The following is an 18,945-nucleotide window of genomic DNA, read 5'->3' as shown; positions in this document are numbered from 1 at the left end:
CCGTCCGACACCTGAGTTCGATCTCAAATTATTTATTTCTGTAAATAGTTCTATGTTCCTGTGGTGCATTCACGTGAAGACACCGTCACGAGTGTTCTGATCGTCGACGACGAACCCTCGCTCGGCGCGATCTGCAAGGTCTACCTTGAAGAGATTGGCGGTTTTTCGTGCGACACTGCCCCCTCGGGAGCAGAAGCACTGAAGATGGTCTCCACCTCCCCCTATGACGCCATCGTTTCCGACTATCAGATGCCCGGGATGAACGGGATAGAACTGCTCAAGGATCTCCGCAGAAGCGGGAAGGACACGCCCTTCATCATCTTCACCGGCAAGGGGCGCGAGGCGGTGGTGATCGAGGCCCTGAACAGCGGCGCAGACTTTTATCTCCAGAAAGGGGGCGATCCCGAGGCGCTCTTCATGGAACTGGCCTCCAAGATCCGTCAGGCGGTGCAGCAGAAACGAACCGAAGATGCGCTTGTCAGGACACGGTTCTCGATTGAACACTCTCCAGAGGAGTATTACTGGATCGATTGCGATGGATTCCTCCTTGATGTCAACGAGCAGTCCTGCTCCGTGCTCGGCTACACGCGCCAGGAACTCCGGCACCTGCGGGTAATCGATGTTGACGCCCTCTATGGGGAGGACGAATGGCGCACCCTCTGGCAGCGGCTGAAAGAAGAACGCCACTTCAGGATCGAATCGGTCCACCAGAAGAAAGACGGCACATGCTACCCGGTGGAGATCTCCCTCGCCTATCACAAAATGGGTGAGAAGGAGTTTATGTGCGCCTTTGCCTATGACATCAGCGAGAAAAAGAAGGCAGAAGAGGAGGCGCATCTCTCAGAGGCAATGAAATGGGCGATCTTCGAGACTTCTGAGGAGGCATCGGCTGTCTTTGGTGAGGACACCATCTTTCTGATGGCGAACAAGGAATGGGAACGGCTTACCGGCTATCCTGTCGAAGAACTGGTGGGGAAGAAGAGCTGGACGGAGTTCGTCTATGAGGAGGACCGGGAACGGTTGCTGGAATATCACCGGATGAGGCGAAACAACAACGTCCACGCCCCCCGACGCTACGAATTGCGGTCGGTCGACAGATATGGCGGGGTCAGATCCCTCAGCGCCGTAGTTGACACAATCCCGGGGACGACATTGAGGATCGCCTCATACCTTGATGTCACCGAACGCAAACAGGCAGAAGAGGCGCTTCGAAAGAGTGAGGAAAACCTCCGCTCTTTCATGAACGCCCTGCCCGAACCTGCCCTGCTGCTGGGTGTGAACGGTGACGTCCTCGCCGCAAACGATGCCATGATCGAGGTCTACGGGGCGAAGGACGGGGCGATGATCGGTTCACATCTCGGCGATCTCTACCCGAAGATATTCAGCATTCTGAAAAAGCCCATCGAGAGGGCGATACGGGAAAAACGGTGCACCGATCTGGAGTGGTCCTCTCAGAACAGGTGCATCAGTGTGAAGATCTGTCCGATCGCCGATGGGGACGGCGATGTCGTATCTCTTGCGATCTACGGGATGGATGTCACTGATCAGAAGAACACCAGGGTTGCCCTGAAAAAAGCCAACAAGAAACTCAACCTCCTCTCCGGGATCGACAGGCACGACATGTTCAACCAGATCACCGTGGCGCTGGGATCGCTCTCCCTGGCATCACGAAAGGCTCCAGGGGGGGAAATCAGGGACAGAATTGAAAATGCGCTGAAATCCTTGAAAATCATTGAAAAAACCCTTGAATTCACAAAGGACTATCAGGACATGGGGATGAATGCACCCGAATGGCAGTGCCTGGACACAGTGGTCAGGGAGGCGGCGGCATCTGTTCCTCTTGAAGGCGTCCGCCTTGATCTGCAGACGGACGGTATGGAGATCTTTGCCGATCCGATGCTGGAGAGGGTGTTTGCAAACCTCCTGGACAATGCCGTGCGGCACGGCGAAGGGGTGACGGCGATCCATGCCTCGTTCCATGAACAGGATGACGGAGGCGGCGCCATTGTCGTCGAAGACAATGGCATCGGAGTCTCCCGGCAGTTGAAGGAGCGGATATTTGAGAGCGGTTATGGGAGGCACACAGGCCACGGCCTCTTCCTTGTGCGTGAGATCCTGGATATCACCGGCATATCCATCGCTGAAACAGGAGAGGAGGGGAAGGGGGCGCGGTTTATGATCACCGTTCCCCCCGGGGGATGCCGCCCGGGCACTGCGGCGCCGACGTGACCCTGCACCCGCGGTTGCCGTGGCGGCATCACCTACAAGTCCCTTCCCGACCAACATAAGAGGTCACATGGATATCCCCGTTGTCTGGCTCTACTGGGTCGTCAGCCTCACCATCGTCACCTATGCCTCGGCGTATATCATCAGGCGCCACCGGGAGTACGGGTATGCGGCGCTCGTCGGCTTCTATGTGGTCTATCTCGCCGCCTCGCAGATCATCGCCACCCGGATCGTCGAATTCGACCTGGGCATCGCCGTCTTCTTCGCCCCGGCCGCAGTCTTCATCTATCCCTTCCTCTCGCAGGCCATCGACATGATCAACGAGGTCTACGGGGAGAAGAAAACCCAGATCGCCATCGCCATTGCCTTCATCTCGCAGGTGCTCCTGGTGGTTTTCATCACCATGACCAACTCCCTCCCGGCGGCGCCCTTCTTCGCCTACGAGGAGACCTGGCAGGAGATCTTCTCCCTGGGGATCCGGATCGTCGTCGCCTCCTGGATCACCTTCCTGATCACCCAGACCATCGACGCACGGATCTTTGCACGCCTCAAGGAGCGCTATCCCGACCGCATCCTGCTGCGGAGCGTTTCGAGCGACCTCGTCGGCCTCACCCTGGACAGCGTGATCTTTGTCACCATCGCCTTCGCCGGGGTGGCCCCGCTCCTCCCCCTGATCATCGGGCAGATCGTGGCCAAGAACATCATCGGATTCCTGGACACGCCCTGGTTCTGGTGGTACAAGAAATATCTCCAGGGGGAGCGGGCCTGAGATCTCTCCCTCATGTTTTCGTCCGGCAGATGGTTCGCCGCTCCTTCAGCAACCTTATTCTTTAAAGAAAGAGAAATAACGCCCGTATGAAAACGCCCCTGCACATCATGATCATCCCGACGCTCGGCTGCCCCTCCAACTGCGCCTACTGCTGGAGTTCGGAGGAGGGATCGCCGGTCATGACGATGGAGACCGTCAGGGAGACGGCCGAATGGCTGCGGGGCTACCGGGACGATCCGGTGACGATCACCTTCCATGGGGGCGAACCCCTCCTGGCCGGGGCGGAGTTCTACCGGGAGGCGCTGCCCACCCTCTCCGAGGGCATGGACGACCGGGGGCCGTTTTTTGCGCTGCAGACCAACCTCTGGCGGATGACGCCCGAAATGGCCGACGTGCTGGCCGCCTATCATATCCCCATCGGCTCGAGCATCGACGGGCCGGAGGCGATCAACGATTCCCAGCGCGGGGACGGCTATTTCAGGAAGACGATGGCCGGATACCGGACGGCGCGGGAGCACGGGCTGGACGTGAGTTTTATCTGCACCTTCACCCGCCAGTCCGTGGAGCACCGGGAGGAGATCTTCCAGTTCTTCCTTGAAAACGGCTTCACCCTCAAGCTCCACCCGGCCCTCCCCTCCCTGCGGAGCGCCGAACCCGAGGAGTGGGCACTCTCCCCGGAGAAATACGGCGAACTCCTCGTCTATCTCCTGGACCAGGCCCTCGAGCACATGGGCGAGATCGAGGTGATGAACATCAATGACCTCTGCCGGTGCGTCTTCTCCCGCCACGGCACCGTCTGCACCTTCGCCGACTGCATGGGCAACACCTTTGCCGTCGGTCCGGACGGCGGCATCTACCCCTGCTATCGCTTCGTGGGGATGCCGGAATGGGTGATGGGCAATGTCCGCGATCGCCCGACCGAGGAGGACCTGGCAGAGTCCGACGCCTGGAAACGGATGCACCGCTTCAAGGAGTACGTGGACGGGGCGTGCGCGGAGTGCAAACACATCCGCTACTGCCGCGGCGGCTGCCCCTACAACGCCATCGCACCGACCGACGGGGAGATCCAGGGTGTCGACCCCCACTGTCCCGCCTACAAGCGGATCTTCGACGAGATCACCGACCGCCTGGACCGGGAGATGTTCGAGAGCCCGATGATGGGCATGGGCCCCTTCGGCTCCGCCCCGAGGAGACGGGCACGGCCTGGTGTCATGGCGCTGATCCAGCAGATCGTCATGCGGCGGTAGGCAGGATCAATTCCCAAAGGAGATATCCTACCTCCTCCCAGTACCATTCAGGGTTATTGGATGGACCGTTTTTCAAATTTATCTGGAACATTGCAGTCCCTGCTTATTGTCGGGGCGATCCTGGTGATTGTCATCGGGATGCAGTACACGTCATATGTCGTCAACCTCCTGCTCATATCATTGATCCTGACGATCCTTGCCCTCCCGGCAATGGAGATGCTCACGCGGCGGGGGCTGTCAGATCTCGCCGCCCTGGGGGTGATCTCAATCGTCGCCGCCGTCGTGCTCATCGTGATGGTGGTGATCACCGTGCACTCGTTTGAGATCCTCATCAGCGACCTCCCGACCTATCAGGAAGACCTGCATATGCGCCTCTCCGAACTGACGGCCGCGCTCGCTGAATTCGGCATTGATACCTCCCTGATCTCTCCCTCGTCGTTCAACCTCGGGGATGTCGTCACCGCCATCGAACCCTATGCCATCGGGCTCGGGAACGCCCTGATGTACCTCTTCTTCATCCTGATCACGACCATGTTCGCCGTTCTCGAGATCCCGAAGATCACCGAACGGCTGAAGCACAGTCCTGTGCTCAAACCCGGGCAGTTCGTCGGCATCGGCCGGATGAGCAAACTCATGATGGACTTTGTGATCGTCAGGACCGAAGCAAACATGATCCACGGCTTCCTCTTCGGCCTCTCCCTCTCCCTGATGGGGATCAACTCCGCCGTCCTCTGGGGGGTGCTGACATTCATCCTGGCGTTCATTCCCTATATCGGGCTGATCATCGCCGCCATTCCAGCGATCTTCTTTGCCTGGCTCCAGTACGGCCTCTGGGGGGTGGCGGCCGTGGTGGGGATCGTCATCCTGCTCAATGCGGTCGTCGAGAATCCGGTCTATGCCAAGATCGCATCAAAACGGTTCGAACTCCCGCCACTGGTCGTGATCCTCTCGCTCATCGTCTGGGGCTGGATCCTGGACCTGCCCGGCATGATCTTCGCCGTGCCGATCACCCTGCTGCTGCTGATCCTGATCCAGTGCAGCGACGAGTTGCGGTGGATCAATACACTCCTCGGCGTCTCCGGCATCTTCGGCGAAGAGGGGGGCGCCGCAGAAGAGGAGTGAGTGCATCCATGCCCGTATTTTTTCCGGGCCGGGGCCCCACCTTCTCCTGGTAGATGTGATCCAGATGAATTCGTCCATCATCGATCTCGTGTTCCTCTATGTCCTCCTGAACCTGGGGGCGGCGCTCCTCTATTATGCTGATAAGAGACGGGCGCAGCAGGGGACATGGAGGATATCAGAGCGGGCGCTGCTGGCCTCCGCGGTTCTCGGGCCGTTCGGCGCCCTTGCAGGGATGCGGCTCTTTCGGCACAAGACGCAGAAGACGAAGTTCCTGCTCGTGCCACTCTGCGCCCTGCTCCATCTTGCCGTGATCGTCCTCTTAATCATCAACTCTATCGGGGGAGGTGCATGGACCGTCCTGCCGTGGTCGTGATCGGCGGCGGACCGGCCGGCCTCTTCTGCGCCCTGCGTGCGGCGGAGGGGGGGCTGGATGTGCTGCTGCTCGAGAAAAAACCGTTATGCGGCCGAAAACTCCTGGTCACCGGTTCCGGGCAGTGCAACCTCACCCATGAGGGGTCGGTCAGGGACTTTCTCCCCCATTACGGCGACAACGGGGCGTTCCTGAAGCCTGCCCTGATGAACTTCACCAACCGGGACCTGATCACCTTCTTCGAGGAGCGCGGGCTGCCCACCGGGACCGATGCAGGGGGAAAGATCTTCCCCGCCTCCCGGCGCGCCGCCGACGTGCTCTCGGTGCTGCTGGAGGGGTGCCGGCGGGCCGGTGTGGAGATCTGCAGCGGCGCGGCGGTGCGCGCGGTGGGCCGCGACGAAGACGGCTTTGTGGTGGAGACGGAGAGCGCCACCATCCATTGCGACGCACTGGTCGTCGCCACCGGCGGCGCCTCGTATCCGGCGACCGGTTCGACCGGGGACGGCTACGGGTTTGCACGGGCGTTCGGCCACACCATCGCCCCCATCGGGCCCGCCCTGGCCTCGATCGAGGTGGAGGAGTATCCATTTGCCGGGTGTGCCGGGATCTCGTTTTCGTCGGTCACGCTGGCACTCTTCAGGGGTGGAAAAAAGGTCAGGGAGGTGAGCGGCGATCTCCTCTTCACCCATACAGGCCTCTCCGGCCCGGCCGTACTCCACCTCTCCCGGTATCTTCTCGCCGGCGACGGGGTGCGGGTCTCATTCCTCACGCCCGCCGACGGCGAACGGCTTGCACAGGCCCTTGTGGAGGCCTCCGCCGCCCACGGCACCCGTCAGGTGAAGACGGTCCTGGCCGGCTTCCCCCTGCCGGAGCGTTTTCTGCGGCAGGTGCTGCTGATGGCGGAGATCGATCCGGCCCTCCCCTGCGCCCACCTCTCCAGGGCGGCCCGGAACCGCCTGATCGCCCTCCTGACCGGATGGACCTGCGGGGTCGCCGCCGTCGAGGGGCTGGATACGGCGATGGTGACCAGGGGCGGGGTCTCGCTTGCGGAGGTGAACCGGAAGACGATGGAGTCCGGGCTGGTGCCGGGCCTCTTCTTCATCGGCGAGGTGCTGGACATCGACGGAGATACGGGAGGATACAACCTCCAGGCCGCATTCTCCACCGCCGCCCTCGCCGCCCGCCGCCTCATTGAGGTACACCGAACCGAATAGACCCCCCCCTTTCTGGTCAGGCATATATTTATGCTCCTGAAATTATTGTATGGGGAGGACGTATGGAATCAAGCAGATTGTATGTCGGAAACCTGACCTATTCGGTGACAGAAGATCAACTCAAGGAACTCTTCTCTCAATACGGCAGTGTCCGCAGCGTTACTATCATCGGTGACAAGGGATTCGGATTCGTAGAGATGGAGAGCGTCGAGGAGGCAGAGAAGGCAAAAGATGCCCTGAACGAGACGGTATTCGAGGGACGCACGATGCGTGTGGACGAGGCCAAACCGCAGCGTCCACGCGGCGAATACCGCCGCTACTGAGGGCAGATCTGCCCTCCTTTTTTTGGTCTGGCCCTGCTGCCGCCAGGTATTAATGCTCTCATACCCATTCCGCTTCTGGTATCAGGGGGGATCACGGAATGGCAATCGCCGGGGGCAAATGGGGCATCCTGTATGTGGTCTGCATGGCGGTCTTCATCATGGTCATCGATACGACCATCATGAACGTCTCCATCACCGCACTGGTCATCGACCTCGACACCACGGTCCCGGCCATCCAGGCGGTGATCGCCATCTACGCCCTGATCATGGCCTCGTTCATGCTCGTCGGCGGACGGATGCAGGACGTGATGGGGCGGCGGCGTGCATTCCTCTTCGGCGTCGTCCTCTACGGCATCGGCACATTCGTCGCATCGATGAGCTGGAACATCGGCGTGCTCCTGGTCGGGTGGTCGGTGCTGGAGGGGCTGGGGGCGGTCTTCATGCTGCCGGCCACGGCCACCTTCATCACCGATGCCTATGAGGGGGCCGACCGGGCCTTCGCCTTCGGCATCTGGGGCGGGATCGGGGCGGCCGGCGCCGCTTTCGGCCCGATCATCGGCGGATATCTCACCTCCTTCTACTCCTGGCGATGGGCCTTCCGCCTGGAACTCCTGGTCGTGGTGGTGATCCTCCTCCTCTCCCCCCTGATCCGCCCCTCGGCGCCCACCGCATCATGGCGGGAGATCGACACCGTCGGCACCCTCCTCTCGTTCGGCGGTCTCTCCCTGATCGTCGCCGGCATCCTGATGCTCAGGAGTGTCACCCTCTGGGAGGTCATCCCGGTGGTGATCGGCAGCGGCCTGGTGCTCCTGGGCATATTTTATCTCTGGCAGAGGCGCCGGATCCGGCAGAATCTCCCGCCGCTCACCGATATCGCCCTCTTCGGGAACCGCACCTTTGCCCTGGGCAGCGGGATCAACGCCGCCCTGACCGTGGTCCTGGCCGGTTTCCTCTTTATCATCCCGATCTTTCTCCAGTCGGTGACCGGCGTCGGGGCATTCGAGACCGGTCTCGCCCTCCTCCCCATGTCCCTGAGCGTGTTTGCCCTCTCGATCGCCGGTGCGCGGCTCTCGGGAAGGATCGATCCGAAGTACCTGGTGCTCGCCGGCTCTGGTGCGGCCATCGCCGGGGCGGTGATGATGCGCGGCATCTTCGGCATCGGCACCGGCATATGGGATATCGTGCCCGGTTCGGTCTTCTTCGGCCTGGGCGTCGGGCTCATCCTCTCGCAGGCCACCAACATCACCCTCTCCGCTGCTTCGATGCGGCAGCAGAGTGATGCCTCCGGCATCCTGAACACGGCAAAACAGATGGGGACCTCCCTTGGAACGGCCCTGATCGGCGTGGTCCTCCTGATCGTCATCTTCTCCGGGCTGGTGGGGGGGCTCGCCGCCTCCGGGCTGGCCGGAGACCTCACGGACGAGGAGATCGCCCTCCGCCTGCAGGAATGGATCGAACGGATGAAGACCGATGGGGAGGCGACGGTCCCGGACGATTACCTGCCGCATGCAGAGGAGATCGCCGATGCCGCCATCGGAGAGGGGATGATGCGCTCCTTCGACGCCATTACCGTCATCCTGCTGCTGGGGGGCTGCCTGGCCCTCTTCCTCCCGCCGGCCAGACGGGAGGGGGGATGATCTCTCTCAATGGACCCGGTGGTGCGGGAGGGTTCACCTGCCGGATGGGATGTGCCGCACCGCCGCCCCGAGCGGGCCGAACGCCTCCGGCTTCAGCCGCCCCTTCTTCCCCACCACCTCCCGCACCCGGATGGTGCACGGGTGGACGGTCAGCACATAGCTCTCGTCGAAGAGATCGAGCCCGCCGCTCACAAAATCGTCGAGGGCGATGGGGTGCACCGGGGCATCGCCCGGCGCCCTCGAGGAGACCGGGCAGACGACGATCGTCCCCTGCTCTGCCGGTCCGATGACGACGGCCGGTCTGACCTTGTCCCCGCCGTTGCCGAGACCGAGGCGCGCCAGCACCACGTCTCCGGCCACATACCGCCCCATGCCGATCAGGTGGGCGGCGGCGACCGATAAAAGGATAGATCGGTGTGCCGCATCCGTTCGCCGGGGCCCAGGATATGGACCACCGTCCATCCCCGCCGGTGGAGGGCGCCGGCGATCAACCAGCGGTGGCACCGCCATGGTTCGGCCTCGGCGCAGCAGATCGCCGTCCGCATTCTGGCGGCCCGCTCCTCCAGGCTGCAGAGAGCGTCGCGGAAGGCGGCGGTCTTCATATACGCCTCATAGCCCTCGTCCCTGAACCCGCCGAGCGCCGCCCCGAGCCAGAGGTATTCTATACCCGCATCCATGCAGAGACGGGCGAGGTTCTCCTTTCTGAATTGGTCCAGAGCAGACCACGGCACGCTCCGCACATCGGCGAGAACTGCGATCTCCTCCTCCCTGAGGAGATCGATAAACTCCCCGGCACGCCGGTTTGCGGTGCCGATGGTGAACACCTTCCGATTCTTCATGCGCCTGTTGTCCGATCGATATCTGGCCCCCTCGGCGGAAGAGGGTTTCTCCCCAAGCCTTAATGGGGGCTCCCCCCTATCCTGACCTGATATGGAAGATGCACAGCGACCTGTCGTTCTGATCCTTGGTGCCGGTGCCGTCGGCCTCGCCCTTGCCGGCAAACTGGCCGATGTCGCCGACGTATATGCGGCGTGCCGCCATCGGCATGCGTCGGCAATCCGGGAAGGCGGACTCGTCATGGACGGGATCTGGGGGGACCGGACGGTCGGCACCCTCTCCTGTATCACCGGTCCGGCGGAACTGAGCGTCGATCCCGACCTCGTCGTGGTCACCGCCAAGGGCACCGATACGGAGTCGATCTGCAGGGAGTATGCCGCGGTGATGGGGGGGCGGAGCGTGGTGACCCTCCAGAACGGCATCGGCAACGAGGATAGAATCGCCCGCTACACCGACAGGATCATCGGCGGCACCGTCACCACGAACTTCGCCGTCGTCGGGCCCGGTCATGTGCGGGTCTCGAGCCAGAGCGCCCCGGTGGTGCTCGGCACCTGGTCGGGCCCTGCCGACCTCCTCCCGCCGGCGATCGATCTCTTCGAGCGGGCCGGCATACCGGTGGCCGCAACGGCTGATATCAGGGCGGAGAAATGGGCGAAGTCCCTGCTGAACATTGCGGTGAACCCCCTCTGCGCCCTGCTCTCGGTCCAGGTCGGCGCCGCCGCCAGTCCGCACCTGAGGGGGGTGATCGAGGGGCTGATCCAGGAGACCTATGCGGTCATGGAGGCAGAGGGGATCAGGGTGCGCTGGAGGAGCGCCGACGAGTATCTCGACCACCTCTTCGGGGTGCAGGTTCCGGATTTCAGCACGGTGTACCCGTCGATGTATTATGATATCCAGAACCGGCGGAGGACGGAGATCGACCTGCTCAACGGCTATGTGGTCGCCCTCGGGGAGCGGCAGGGGATCCCGACGCCGTATAACCGCTGCATCGCCGGCCTGATCCGCTTCAGGGAGGAGGGGCGCTGATGCCGCCGTCGACGGGCATCGTTCTGCTCTCCCCATCCACGGCGAGGGTGTCTCCGTTGAAGCCCTTGCGGGGCAGGAGCGGCTGCATCCCCCCGCTGTCGCCGGAGCGCCATGCGGTCTGCTGGATCAGGCCGCTCCGGCCGGTATGAAGCCGTCGCAGGGTCTCCCGGTCTGGAGATGCGGTGCACCAAAGGGGTCGCTATAGGGTCATGGCGCTCTGGCAATGGGATCTATTATCTGACCGGGCTATGGGCCGCCCCGATCGACGAACTGCTCTCATGGACCGTGACGCCATCCGGCGTGGCGATCGAGATCGAGATCCAGACAACCCCCCCCTCCTCCCTGGGGACCGAGATCTGAATCGGGTTCGAGGCGCTGATCCCCTCAAACCGTTTCTCCGTAGCAGAGGCACGGGTGGTGCCGTCCACCCGCACCTCATAGGTCACCAGATACTCCGAGACCTCTGTCCCGGTCGGGATGAAAGTGAAGATGACCCTGTCCTCGAACGCCCCGGCCGTCTCGTAAAACGGCCCGATATCACCGGTCTCGAGGTCCACCTGCACCGGCGTCCCGGGCGGCGGGGTCGGCGACGGTGTGTCGGCACACCCGGCAATGAGGGAGACGGCAAGAATGCAGGCAAAGAGGAGGATCGTTCCGGGGAGGGGTTTCATCACATCATATGCTTTTGCGGTGGGACCATAAAGGTATGTGAGGGCATTCCCTGTTCCCCGCTCGTTCCAGGGATAACCATCCCCTGCATGTGGTGACGGGGAGACTGGAAGATCCGTTCACCCCGGCGCCGCCGCCACCTCCTTCTTCCGTGCCCGGTAGTCCTCGATCGCCTTATGGAGGGCGTCGGCCGCCAGATTGGAGCAGTGCATCTTCACCGGCGGCAGCCCCTCCAGTTCGTCGGCCACATCCGATCTGGTGATCCTCTCCGCCTCCTCGATCGTCTTTCCCTTCGCCATCTCCGTCACCATGCTTGCGGTGGCGATCGCCGACCCGCACCCGAAGGTCTTGAACCTGACATCGGTGATCACATCGTCCTCGACCTTGATCGAGACCTGCATCAGGTCGCCGCAGACGGGGTTGCCGACCGTGCCGACACCGTCCGGGTCTGCAAAATCCCCCACATTCCTGGGGTTCATGAAGTGGTCCATCACCTTTTTTGAATATCCGATCTGTGGTCTGTCTTCCATGGTATCCCTCCTACAGCGGGGAGATCGATCTCAGCCGCTCGACCGTCCGCGCCATCGCATCGGCGACCACCGGCACGTCCGCCTGTGTGTTCTGGCGCCCCAGGCTCATCACCACCGACCCATGCGCCTCCTCGTGGGCAAGACCGATGGCGAGGAGCACATGCGAGGGCTCCAGGGTCCGGGACGAACACGCCGATCCGGTCGCCACCTGGATCCCGAAGAGGGTGTCCAGGTTCAGCAGGATGCTCTCCCCCTCGATCCGGGAAAATCGGAAACTGGCATGGTTGGGCAGGCGGTCCGTCGGGTGCCCGGTGAGATACGACTCGTCGATGGTCAGCACCTCGCGGACAAGGGCGTCCCGGATCGCCTGCTCCCTCGCCATCTCCTCCGCCATCTCCGCCCCGGCATACCGTGCCGCCTCGCCCATGCCGGCGATGGCAAACAGGTTCTCGGTCCCGGATCGCAGTCCCCGCTCCTGACCGCCCCCCGGCATCACCGATGCGATCCGCACCCCCGGAGCGATATAGAGCGCCGCCGCCCCGCGGGGACCGCCGAGGTCGTTGGAGGAGAGGGTCAGCAGGTCGATCCCGTCCCTGACAACATCGATCGGAACCCGTCCGGCGGCGGCGGTGGCGTTCATGTGCAGGTAGCGCCCCTGTTCATGGACGATCCGGCTGATCTCCCGCACCGGTTCCACGGTCCCGATCTCGTCGTTGGCAACATTGATCGAGACCAGCGTCGTCTCGGCTGAGACCGCCTCCTCCAGGAAGGCGGCGTCGATGACGCCCTCCCCGTCCACCGGTGCGACCGTGAGGTCGAATCCCGCCTTCTGGAGGTCCTTCATCGGGTTCATGACCGAGATATGTTCGATGGCGCTGACGATCAGGTGCGTCCCCTCCTTTCTGTTCCTGAGCGCCGTCCCCCTGATGGCCAGGTTATTGGACTCGGTGGCGCTGCCGGTGAAGACGATCGATTTCGGGCTCTCCGCATGGATCAGGGCGGCCACCCTCTCCCGCGCCTCCTCGAGCGCCTGCCGTGCGGAGAGGCCGAGCGAATAGAGGGCCGAGGGGTTGCCGTAGTCCCCGGCAAGATAACGGCTGCAGAACGCAAGCACCCGCGGATCGACCGGCGAGGCCGCCGCATGATCCAGGTAGACCATCCCTCCTCACCTCAGAACGTCAGCACGGCATCGGCATCGAGCGCCAGGTCGTTCAGGGTCGCCCCCCCGGCGATCGTGCCTTCGGGGATGAAATCGCCCCTCGGTATGCCCAGGAGCTGCGTGCTCTGCTCGCAGATATAGATCCGCACCCCGGCGTCCAGCGCCTGCCGCATCACCTCTGAGAGCGGGGGAAAGGTCCCGATCCTGATCTTCTCGGCCTCCCCGGCCCTGACGGCGGTGACCCCCCTGATCATGAAGAATATCGTCGCCTCGATATCCATCGCCGCCGCTGTCATACCCAGGATAAACGGCGCATAGAGGCGTTCGGGCGTGTCGGTCCCGCTCGTCTGCACATAGAGTATGCCCGCCATTTTACCCCCTCACCGCAATCTCCTGATATAAAAGGTCAATATTCCCTCCTCCTTCTCGAACTTCACGATCTCATGGCCTGCACGGCGGGCCCACCGCAGGATGTCCTCCTCGGCGGCAGGATCGTCGGCCTCGACCCTGAGCACCTCGCCCACCTCGATCTGCTCGATCTCCTCTTTCGTCACCGCGATCGGCATCGGGCAGTAGAGCCCGATGCAGTCGACCTCACGTGACGGTGTGATATCGCCGCTCATCCCGTCCCCCCGGTGATGGCGAAATCCGGTTGACACCCTATAAAGGTATCTCAGGGGGCGTCAGCCACCCCCGGGCGGCGCAGGGATCGTCGGTGGCGAACCCGTCCGCTCCCAACCTCCCGGCCTTCGCCACCTCATCGGCAGAATTGAGCACCCAGGGGATGACGATGAGGCCCCTGTGATGCGCCCTGCCGACGAGATCCGCAGTCAGGAGGTCCTTTCCGGGGAGAACGGCGTCGGCGCCGATGGCGGCGGCCGTCTCCACCGGGTCAGGATCAGACCGCGAGGAGATCAGACCGGTCCGGAGCCCGGGCAGCAGTGCCCGCACCCGCTCGATGCTCTCCCTGTGGAACGAGACCACAACGATCGTGTCGAGCGGATGATCCCTGAGGGTGCGGCAGACCGCCTCCTCGCTGCCCCTCTCCTTGATCTCCACGAACAGACCAGCGCGTCCGGCGGCGCATGCGACCGCCTCCTCGAGGAGGGGAATCTTCTCGCCCTCCCCGGCATCGAGACGGGCGAGTTCGTTGGCCGTAAACCTCCCCACCGCCCCCCTGCCGTCCGTCGTCCGCTCCAGCGTCGCGTCATGGATCACCACCGGAACCCTGTCCCGGCTCAGACGGACGTCCACCTCGACAACATCCGCACACCCGATCCCCCTCTCCAGTGCCCGCAGGGTGTTTTCGGGGGCACGGGCGCGTGCACCCCGGTGTCCGACAATGAACATGGCGGAGCAATCGGACTTTCAGAATAAAAACCTGGTCTTCACGGCCCAGTGCAGGGCCGGTATGTCTGATCCGGTTCAGAGAAAAAAGGGAGAGATCCCGGGAGGGATCACTCCATGTTGTACTTCTGGATTGAGCTCCTGCCAGCAGGGATCTACCATCAGGGCATCGAGACCGTTGTTGACCTTGTTCCGGAGTTCGGCGTCGTCCTTCCTGACGGCGATGCCGAACTGCTCGTTGGTGAACACCGATCCGATCTTCTTGATCGTCTTGCCCGCGATGATGCCGGTTTCGATGAGGTTCTCCTCCATCCAGATCTCGGCAGTGCAGCCGCGCTGGCATAGACGTCGTCCATCGTCAGGGCGAGTCTTCGACCACGATCACGGTCTGGTTGACCGTCCAGCAGGGGTGTGAGAAGTTCACCTTCTCCATGCGCTCCTCGGTGATGGTCATGCCCGAGTAGACGAGGTCGATGTTCCCGGAAAGCAGGACCGGGATGATGCCGTCCCAGGAAACCTGCTTGAACTCGACGTCGAAACCTTCCCTGTCGGCGATCCACCGCATGGATTCGACATCAAAACCGGTCGCCTCGCCGTACACTTCGATTTGGATCTTTACAAGAAAAGGGGAGCTATTGAACGATTTTTCAGTTGGATTGAAGCGTTTAAGAAAATCATCCCCGGGCATGAACGAAAAGAGGGATCATTCATCGGACTCGTCCTCTTTGCATGTGGCATCATGATCTACCGGGTTTTGGGATGACCTCATTAAGATTTACAGGGGGTACACTCTCTCGGAATCGATTTTTGGCGGCTCGAGTGCCCTATATTCCTGTTTCATGCGTAGCATGGATTTTTCATCTCCTGTCGATCGCTGCAGACAGAATGCGAATGTTCTTCCAATCTGAACTCCAATAAATTGTTTCAGAGGTCCCCCTCAATGTACTCAGTGCTCCTTGTCGATGATGAACCGGCCCTCTGCGAGATCGCCAGAGTTTTTCTGGAGCGGGACGGTGATATCAGTGTCACAACTGCACTTTCAGGAGAAGATGCCCTCTCTATATTCCACGCCGGTCACTTTGATGTTGTTGTTGCCGATTTTGAAATGCCCGGCATGAACGGCATCGATCTCCTGAAAACCCTCAATGCGGAGGGTTCGGATGTCCCGCTGATCATCTTCACCGGACGGGGCCGCGAGGAGGTGGTGATCGACGCCCTCAACAACGGCGCCGCCCACTATCTCAGAAAGGGGGGGAGTCCAAATATCCAGTTTGCAGAACTCAGGCATATCATTCTGCAGGTCGTGAAGAAAAATCAGGCTGAAAAGCAGCTTGAACGGCGGGAAAACGAGTATCTTGACCTTTTTGAGCATATGCTCAACGGTTTCGCTCTCCATGAACTGGTCTTCGACGACGCCGGGACACCGATCGATTACCGTTTCCTTGCAGTCAATCCTTCGTTTGAAAATCACACCGGCCTGAGGGCGGACGAGATCATCGGCAGAACAGTCCGGGAGGTGCTCCCTGATATCGAAGGGACATGGATCGAGGATTATGCGCGGGTCGCCATGACCGGTGTTCCGGTCCGTTTTGAACGATATTCCCGGAGCCTCGGCCGCTGGTTTGATGTCTCGGCTTTTTCCCCGGCATTGAATCAGTTCGCCACGATCATCGATAACATCACCGAACGGAGAACTGCCGAGAGCGGGCTTCGGTCCCGTCTTTCCGCTCTCACCAGACCTGCCGCTGATCTCGATGAAGTGACCTTTCCTGACGTGATCGACGGCGAGGGGGTCATGGAGGTCCAGCGGAACCTGTTTGACCTGATAGGGATCCGGTCGATGATCCTGGGCCCGGACAGGGCACCGGTTTTTGAAGCACTGGAAAGGAGCGATTTTTGCAATATCGTGTCCGGATCAGGTGCCAAAAAACCGTTTCCCTTCATGGACTTTCTTGAAGATATCGGTGATTCTCTCTGTATCAAGCAGGATCTCTGTTTTGAAGGCACGATTGTCGCCGCTGCCCCGTTTATTATTGAAGGACAGACGATGGGTTACTGGGTGCTCTGCCCCGCCACCACCGCCGCCCCTGACCCGGATCAGGTGAGGGCGTATGCCCGTTCGATCGGGGTGGACGGAGAGGCGCTCATTGCCGCCGCAAACGCCCTTCCGCGTGTATCCCTGAGGACGTTTTCCATGGCTGCCGGATTTCTCGCCTCTCTTGCAGCCCGGTTCTCGGATCTTGGCATGAAGGTGCTGCTCCAGGGGCGCCTCCTGAACGAGCTCGAGCATGTGGAGGCAGCGCTCAGGGATAAGGACGAAATGTCGTCCATTATCTTTTCCAATGTGCCTGCCGGGGTCTATCTTCGCGACACGGACGGAAAATACCTCTCGGTGAACCCGGCGTACGCCGCCATCGTCGACCTCGATGAGGCGTCCATCATCGGAAAAACCGTATATGATCTCTTTGATCGAGAATTTGCATCGGTGTTTGATGAGGCGGACCGGCGTGTCATTCTCACCGGACGCCGTGACCTCTCGGTGGAGATGAAGGCCCGGACACCCTCGGGCCGTTCGTTATGGTTTACCGCATCCAGGACACCGATCCATGGTGCCGGCGGGAAGGTGATCGGCGTCGTGGGCCTGGTATTCGATATCACGGCACAGAAAAAGGCCCGTGAGGCGGTCATCGACAGCGAGATCAGGTACCGGGAGATCTTCAATAACATGCGAAGCGGCATGGCCATCTTGACGATCGACGACGGCGAGGTGATCGTCCAGGACCTCAACCTCGCTGCCGAACGGATCGACGGCATCGATCGCGACAAGGTGATCGGCCGGCACCTCGACCAGGTCATGCCTATGGCTCGTGAATTCGGTCTGATTCAGGCGATCCAGCGGGTGCATCAGACCGGCATCCCCGAACATATCCCCTTTGTCAGAAAGGACAGGGGAAATATTGTGTTCTGGCGGGAGGGATACTTCTTCCGCCTCCCCTCAGACACCGTCGGGGTGGTCTATGACGATCTCACCACCATCAGGCAGGCGGAACTGGACCTGAAGACCAGCGAAAGGACCTACCGGACGGTGATCGAGGACCTGCAGGATGTGTTTCTCAGGACGGATTTCTCGGGTCGTCTCCTGATGATCAGTCCATCGGGTGCCTCCCTCTTCGGGTTCTCGTCCCCTGAATCGATGGAGGGGATGAACATCGTCGATCGACTCTTCCCTGATCCCGGCATCTGGGACCAGATGGTGGCGGAAATCCGCGCAAAGGGATCGATCACCGACTGGGAGTTTGAACTCATGACCATCGACAGACGACCGATCAAGGTCTCGGCGAGCTGTCATCCCTGGACGGACGACGATGGTGTGGCGGTCGGCGTTGAAGGGATGATCCGGGATATCCGCTGGAAGAAGAAGGTCGAAGAGGAGCTGCGGTCCTCAAAAGAACTCCTGGAAGGTGTGATCGATGCCATTCAGGACGTTATCGCCGTCCAGAAACCGGATCATACGATTGTCCGTTATAACCGGGCCGGCTACGACCTCCTTAATATCTCCCCCGATGAAGTGGCGGGAAGACGGTGCTATGAGTTGCTCGGGCGCTCCCGGATCTGTGACCCCTGTGCCACGGTTGCAGCGCTGAAAAGCAAAAAAATTGCACAGGTCGAGCGCTACATCCCGGAGATCGGGCGGTATTTCATCTGCCGGAGCAACCCGGTCGTCGGCCCGGACGGCGAGGTGCGGCTGATCATCGAGCAGCTCACCGACATCACCGGTCGAAAAAGGATGGAAGAAGCGCTCCAGCAGGCAAACAAAAAACTGAACATCCTCAACAGCATCACCAGACACGACATCCTCAACTGGCTCACCGCCCTCCTTGGCTACATCGAGATCGAGAAGACGACCATCACCGATCCGTCGCACCTGGAGATCGTCGGCAAGGAAGAGCTGGCCGCCTATAACATCCGGCGCCTGATCACCTTCACCAAGGAGTACCAGGACATCGGGGTGAAGGCCCCGGTCTGGCAGGACATCGGGGGGGTGACCCGGAGTGCGGTGGCCCATGTCGGATCAAAAGACCTTGAGGTTACAATTGACCTTGAGGGTTACGAGATCTATGCCGATCCGATGCTCATCCGGGTCATCGAGAACCTGATCGATAATTCCCTCAGGCATGGCGGGCATGTGCACCGTCTCAGGTTCTCGGCCAAACAGGACAAAGGAGACCTCAGGATCATCTATGAGGATGATGGCGTCGGCATCCCCGACAATGAAAAGCCGCTGCTTTTCAAGCGTGGCTATGGGAAAAACACCGGATTCGGGCTCTTCCTCTCCCGTGAGATCCTCTCGATCACTGGTCTTTCGATGACCGAGGAGGGCCGGGCCGGGGAGGGCGTGCGGTTCGTGATCACGGTCCCCCGGGTCGCCTGCCGCGAAATTTCCCGGTAGATACCCCGGCAATCATCAT

General features: G+C 61.3%; 20 protein-coding genes. 10 read left to right on the top strand and 10 right to left on the bottom strand.

Annotation, left to right across the window (positions count from 1 at the left end; translation table 11 throughout):
• Positions 1-63: 63 nt before the first annotated feature.
• The 8 genes from CUJ86_RS07795 to CUJ86_RS07760 all read left to right on the top strand — a co-directional run bounded on the left by CUJ86_RS07795 (position 64) and on the right by CUJ86_RS07760 (position 8,908).
• Positions 64-2,229 carry a response regulator gene (locus CUJ86_RS07795; RefSeq protein ID WP_165394832.1) on the top strand — a complete coding sequence of 722 codons (2,166 nt, stop codon included), beginning with the start codon at positions 64-66 and terminating at the stop codon, positions 2,227-2,229.
• 67 nt (positions 2,230-2,296) lie between these two features.
• Positions 2,297-2,995, top strand: coding sequence for a queuosine precursor transporter (locus CUJ86_RS07790; protein WP_130647013.1), 699 nt, complete (start codon positions 2,297-2,299; stop codon positions 2,993-2,995).
• Between the two features lie 86 nt (positions 2,996-3,081).
• Positions 3,082-4,242: a TIGR04083 family peptide-modifying radical SAM enzyme gene (locus CUJ86_RS07785; protein ID WP_130647012.1), complete on the top strand. Its 1,161-nt coding sequence runs from the start codon at positions 3,082-3,084 to the stop codon at positions 4,240-4,242.
• A gap of 60 nt (positions 4,243-4,302) precedes the next feature.
• Complete coding sequence (locus tag CUJ86_RS07780; RefSeq protein WP_130647011.1) at positions 4,303-5,364, top strand: AI-2E family transporter; 1,062 nt, start codon at positions 4,303-4,305, stop codon at positions 5,362-5,364.
• 64 nt (positions 5,365-5,428) lie between these two features.
• Entirely contained in the window at positions 5,429-5,737 is a 309-nt protein-coding gene (locus tag CUJ86_RS07775; RefSeq protein WP_130647010.1) for a DUF1294 domain-containing protein, read from the top strand.
• Entirely contained in the window at positions 5,713-6,948 is a 1,236-nt protein-coding gene (locus tag CUJ86_RS07770) for a BaiN/RdsA family NAD(P)/FAD-dependent oxidoreductase (RefSeq protein ID WP_130647009.1), read from the top strand. The genes CUJ86_RS07775 and CUJ86_RS07770 overlap by 25 nt, the downstream gene beginning before the upstream one ends.
• Positions 6,949-7,010: 62 nt before the next feature.
• Positions 7,011-7,271, top strand: a complete 261-nt coding sequence (locus tag CUJ86_RS07765; protein WP_130647008.1) for an RNA recognition motif domain-containing protein — start codon at positions 7,011-7,013, stop codon at positions 7,269-7,271.
• A gap of 98 nt (positions 7,272-7,369) precedes the next feature.
• Positions 7,370-8,908: an MFS transporter gene (locus CUJ86_RS07760; RefSeq protein WP_130647007.1), complete on the top strand. Its 1,539-nt coding sequence runs from the start codon at positions 7,370-7,372 to the stop codon at positions 8,906-8,908.
• Between the two features lie 33 nt (positions 8,909-8,941).
• Here CUJ86_RS07760 and CUJ86_RS07755 read toward each other — a convergent pair whose 3' ends face one another.
• Positions 8,942-9,280, bottom strand: coding sequence for a type II toxin-antitoxin system PemK/MazF family toxin (locus CUJ86_RS07755; RefSeq protein ID WP_165394831.1), 339 nt, complete (start codon positions 9,278-9,280; stop codon positions 8,942-8,944).
• A gap of 5 nt (positions 9,281-9,285) precedes the next feature.
• Positions 9,286-9,747, bottom strand: coding sequence for a DUF488 domain-containing protein (locus tag CUJ86_RS07750; RefSeq protein ID WP_130647006.1), 462 nt, complete (start codon positions 9,745-9,747; stop codon positions 9,286-9,288).
• A 91-nt stretch (positions 9,748-9,838) separates the two neighbouring features.
• Here CUJ86_RS07750 and CUJ86_RS07745 point away from each other — a divergent pair, with 91 nt between their 5' ends.
• Positions 9,839-10,771 (top strand): ketopantoate reductase family protein, encoded by a 933-nt coding sequence (locus CUJ86_RS07745; protein WP_130647005.1) that lies wholly within the window; start codon positions 9,839-9,841, stop codon positions 10,769-10,771.
• Positions 10,772-11,004: 233 nt separating this feature from the next.
• Here CUJ86_RS07745 and CUJ86_RS07740 read toward each other — a convergent pair whose 3' ends face one another.
• The 8 genes from CUJ86_RS07740 to CUJ86_RS12170 form a co-directional block, all read right to left on the bottom strand.
• Complete coding sequence (locus CUJ86_RS07740) at positions 11,005-11,442, bottom strand: hypothetical protein (RefSeq protein WP_130647004.1); 438 nt, start codon at positions 11,440-11,442, stop codon at positions 11,005-11,007.
• Positions 11,443-11,559: 117 nt separating this feature from the next.
• Positions 11,560-11,970, bottom strand: a complete 411-nt coding sequence (nifU, locus tag CUJ86_RS07735) for a Fe-S cluster assembly scaffold protein NifU (RefSeq protein ID WP_130647003.1) — start codon at positions 11,968-11,970, stop codon at positions 11,560-11,562.
• 10 nt (positions 11,971-11,980) lie between these two features.
• Positions 11,981-13,129 carry a cysteine desulfurase family protein gene (locus tag CUJ86_RS07730; RefSeq protein ID WP_130647002.1) on the bottom strand — a complete coding sequence of 383 codons (1,149 nt, stop codon included), beginning with the start codon at positions 13,127-13,129 and terminating at the stop codon, positions 11,981-11,983.
• An 11-nt stretch (positions 13,130-13,140) separates the two neighbouring features.
• Positions 13,141-13,500 carry a DsrE family protein gene (locus CUJ86_RS07725; protein ID WP_130647001.1) on the bottom strand — a complete coding sequence of 120 codons (360 nt, stop codon included), beginning with the start codon at positions 13,498-13,500 and terminating at the stop codon, positions 13,141-13,143.
• A 9-nt stretch (positions 13,501-13,509) separates the two neighbouring features.
• Positions 13,510-13,752 carry a sulfurtransferase TusA family protein gene (locus CUJ86_RS07720; RefSeq protein ID WP_130647000.1) on the bottom strand — a complete coding sequence of 81 codons (243 nt, stop codon included), beginning with the start codon at positions 13,750-13,752 and terminating at the stop codon, positions 13,510-13,512.
• Positions 13,753-13,789: 37 nt separating this feature from the next.
• Positions 13,790-14,479, bottom strand: coding sequence for a glycerophosphodiester phosphodiesterase (locus CUJ86_RS07715; RefSeq protein WP_130646999.1), 690 nt, complete (start codon positions 14,477-14,479; stop codon positions 13,790-13,792).
• A gap of 75 nt (positions 14,480-14,554) precedes the next feature.
• Complete coding sequence (locus tag CUJ86_RS12175) at positions 14,555-14,788, bottom strand: type 2 periplasmic-binding domain-containing protein (protein WP_235855617.1); 234 nt, start codon at positions 14,786-14,788, stop codon at positions 14,555-14,557.
• Positions 14,789-14,834: 46 nt separating this feature from the next.
• Positions 14,835-15,077: a transporter substrate-binding domain-containing protein gene (locus CUJ86_RS12170; RefSeq protein WP_235855616.1), complete on the bottom strand. Its 243-nt coding sequence runs from the start codon at positions 15,075-15,077 to the stop codon at positions 14,835-14,837.
• 339 nt (positions 15,078-15,416) lie between these two features.
• On the opposite strand from CUJ86_RS12170, the gene CUJ86_RS07705 reads away from it, so the two are divergent.
• Positions 15,417-18,926, top strand: coding sequence for a PAS domain S-box protein (locus CUJ86_RS07705; protein ID WP_130646998.1), 3,510 nt, complete (start codon positions 15,417-15,419; stop codon positions 18,924-18,926).
• The last annotated feature ends 19 nt before the right edge of the window (positions 18,927-18,945 follow it).

Source organism: Methanofollis fontis, from assembly GCF_004297185.1.
Classification (GTDB): domain Archaea; phylum Halobacteriota; class Methanomicrobia; order Methanomicrobiales; family Methanofollaceae; genus Methanofollis; species Methanofollis fontis.
The sequence above is the reverse complement of the archived record's forward strand: the minus strand, read 5'-3'. Positions and strand labels throughout refer to the sequence as shown.

Excerpts from the sequence above, each read along its gene's own strand:
- CUJ86_RS07750 (WP_130647006.1), bottom strand. The coding sequence starts at position 9,747 with ATGAAGAATCGGAAGGTGTTCACCATCGGCACCGCAAACCGGCGTGCC.
- nifU (WP_130647003.1), bottom strand. The coding sequence starts at position 11,970 with ATGGAAGACAGACCACAGATCGGATATTCAAAAAAGGTGATGGACCAC.
- CUJ86_RS07730 (WP_130647002.1), bottom strand. The coding sequence starts at position 13,129 with ATGGTCTACCTGGATCATGCGGCGGCCTCGCCGGTCGATCCGCGGGTG.
- CUJ86_RS07715 (WP_130646999.1), bottom strand. The coding sequence starts at position 14,479 with ATGTTCATTGTCGGACACCGGGGTGCACGCGCCCGTGCCCCCGAAAAC.
- CUJ86_RS07785 (WP_130647012.1), top strand. The coding sequence starts at position 3,082 with ATGAAAACGCCCCTGCACATCATGATCATCCCGACGCTCGGCTGCCCC.
- CUJ86_RS07720 (WP_130647000.1), bottom strand. The coding sequence starts at position 13,752 with ATGAGCGGCGATATCACACCGTCACGTGAGGTCGACTGCATCGGGCTC.
- CUJ86_RS07705 (WP_130646998.1), top strand. The coding sequence starts at position 15,417 with ATGTACTCAGTGCTCCTTGTCGATGATGAACCGGCCCTCTGCGAGATC.
- CUJ86_RS07740 (WP_130647004.1), bottom strand. The coding sequence starts at position 11,442 with ATGAAACCCCTCCCCGGAACGATCCTCCTCTTTGCCTGCATTCTTGCC.
- CUJ86_RS07770 (WP_130647009.1), top strand. The coding sequence starts at position 5,713 with ATGGACCGTCCTGCCGTGGTCGTGATCGGCGGCGGACCGGCCGGCCTC.
- CUJ86_RS07745 (WP_130647005.1), top strand. The coding sequence starts at position 9,839 with ATGGAAGATGCACAGCGACCTGTCGTTCTGATCCTTGGTGCCGGTGCC.
- CUJ86_RS07765 (WP_130647008.1), top strand. The coding sequence starts at position 7,011 with ATGGAATCAAGCAGATTGTATGTCGGAAACCTGACCTATTCGGTGACA.
- CUJ86_RS07755 (WP_165394831.1), bottom strand. The coding sequence starts at position 9,280 with ATGGGGCGGTATGTGGCCGGAGACGTGGTGCTGGCGCGCCTCGGTCTC.
- CUJ86_RS07760 (WP_130647007.1), top strand. The coding sequence starts at position 7,370 with ATGGCAATCGCCGGGGGCAAATGGGGCATCCTGTATGTGGTCTGCATG.
- CUJ86_RS12175 (WP_235855617.1), bottom strand. The coding sequence starts at position 14,788 with ATGGAGGAGAACCTCATCGAAACCGGCATCATCGCGGGCAAGACGATC.
- CUJ86_RS07775 (WP_130647010.1), top strand. The coding sequence starts at position 5,429 with ATGAATTCGTCCATCATCGATCTCGTGTTCCTCTATGTCCTCCTGAAC.
- CUJ86_RS07780 (WP_130647011.1), top strand. The coding sequence starts at position 4,303 with ATGGACCGTTTTTCAAATTTATCTGGAACATTGCAGTCCCTGCTTATT.
- CUJ86_RS07725 (WP_130647001.1), bottom strand. The coding sequence starts at position 13,500 with ATGGCGGGCATACTCTATGTGCAGACGAGCGGGACCGACACGCCCGAA.
- CUJ86_RS07790 (WP_130647013.1), top strand. The coding sequence starts at position 2,297 with ATGGATATCCCCGTTGTCTGGCTCTACTGGGTCGTCAGCCTCACCATC.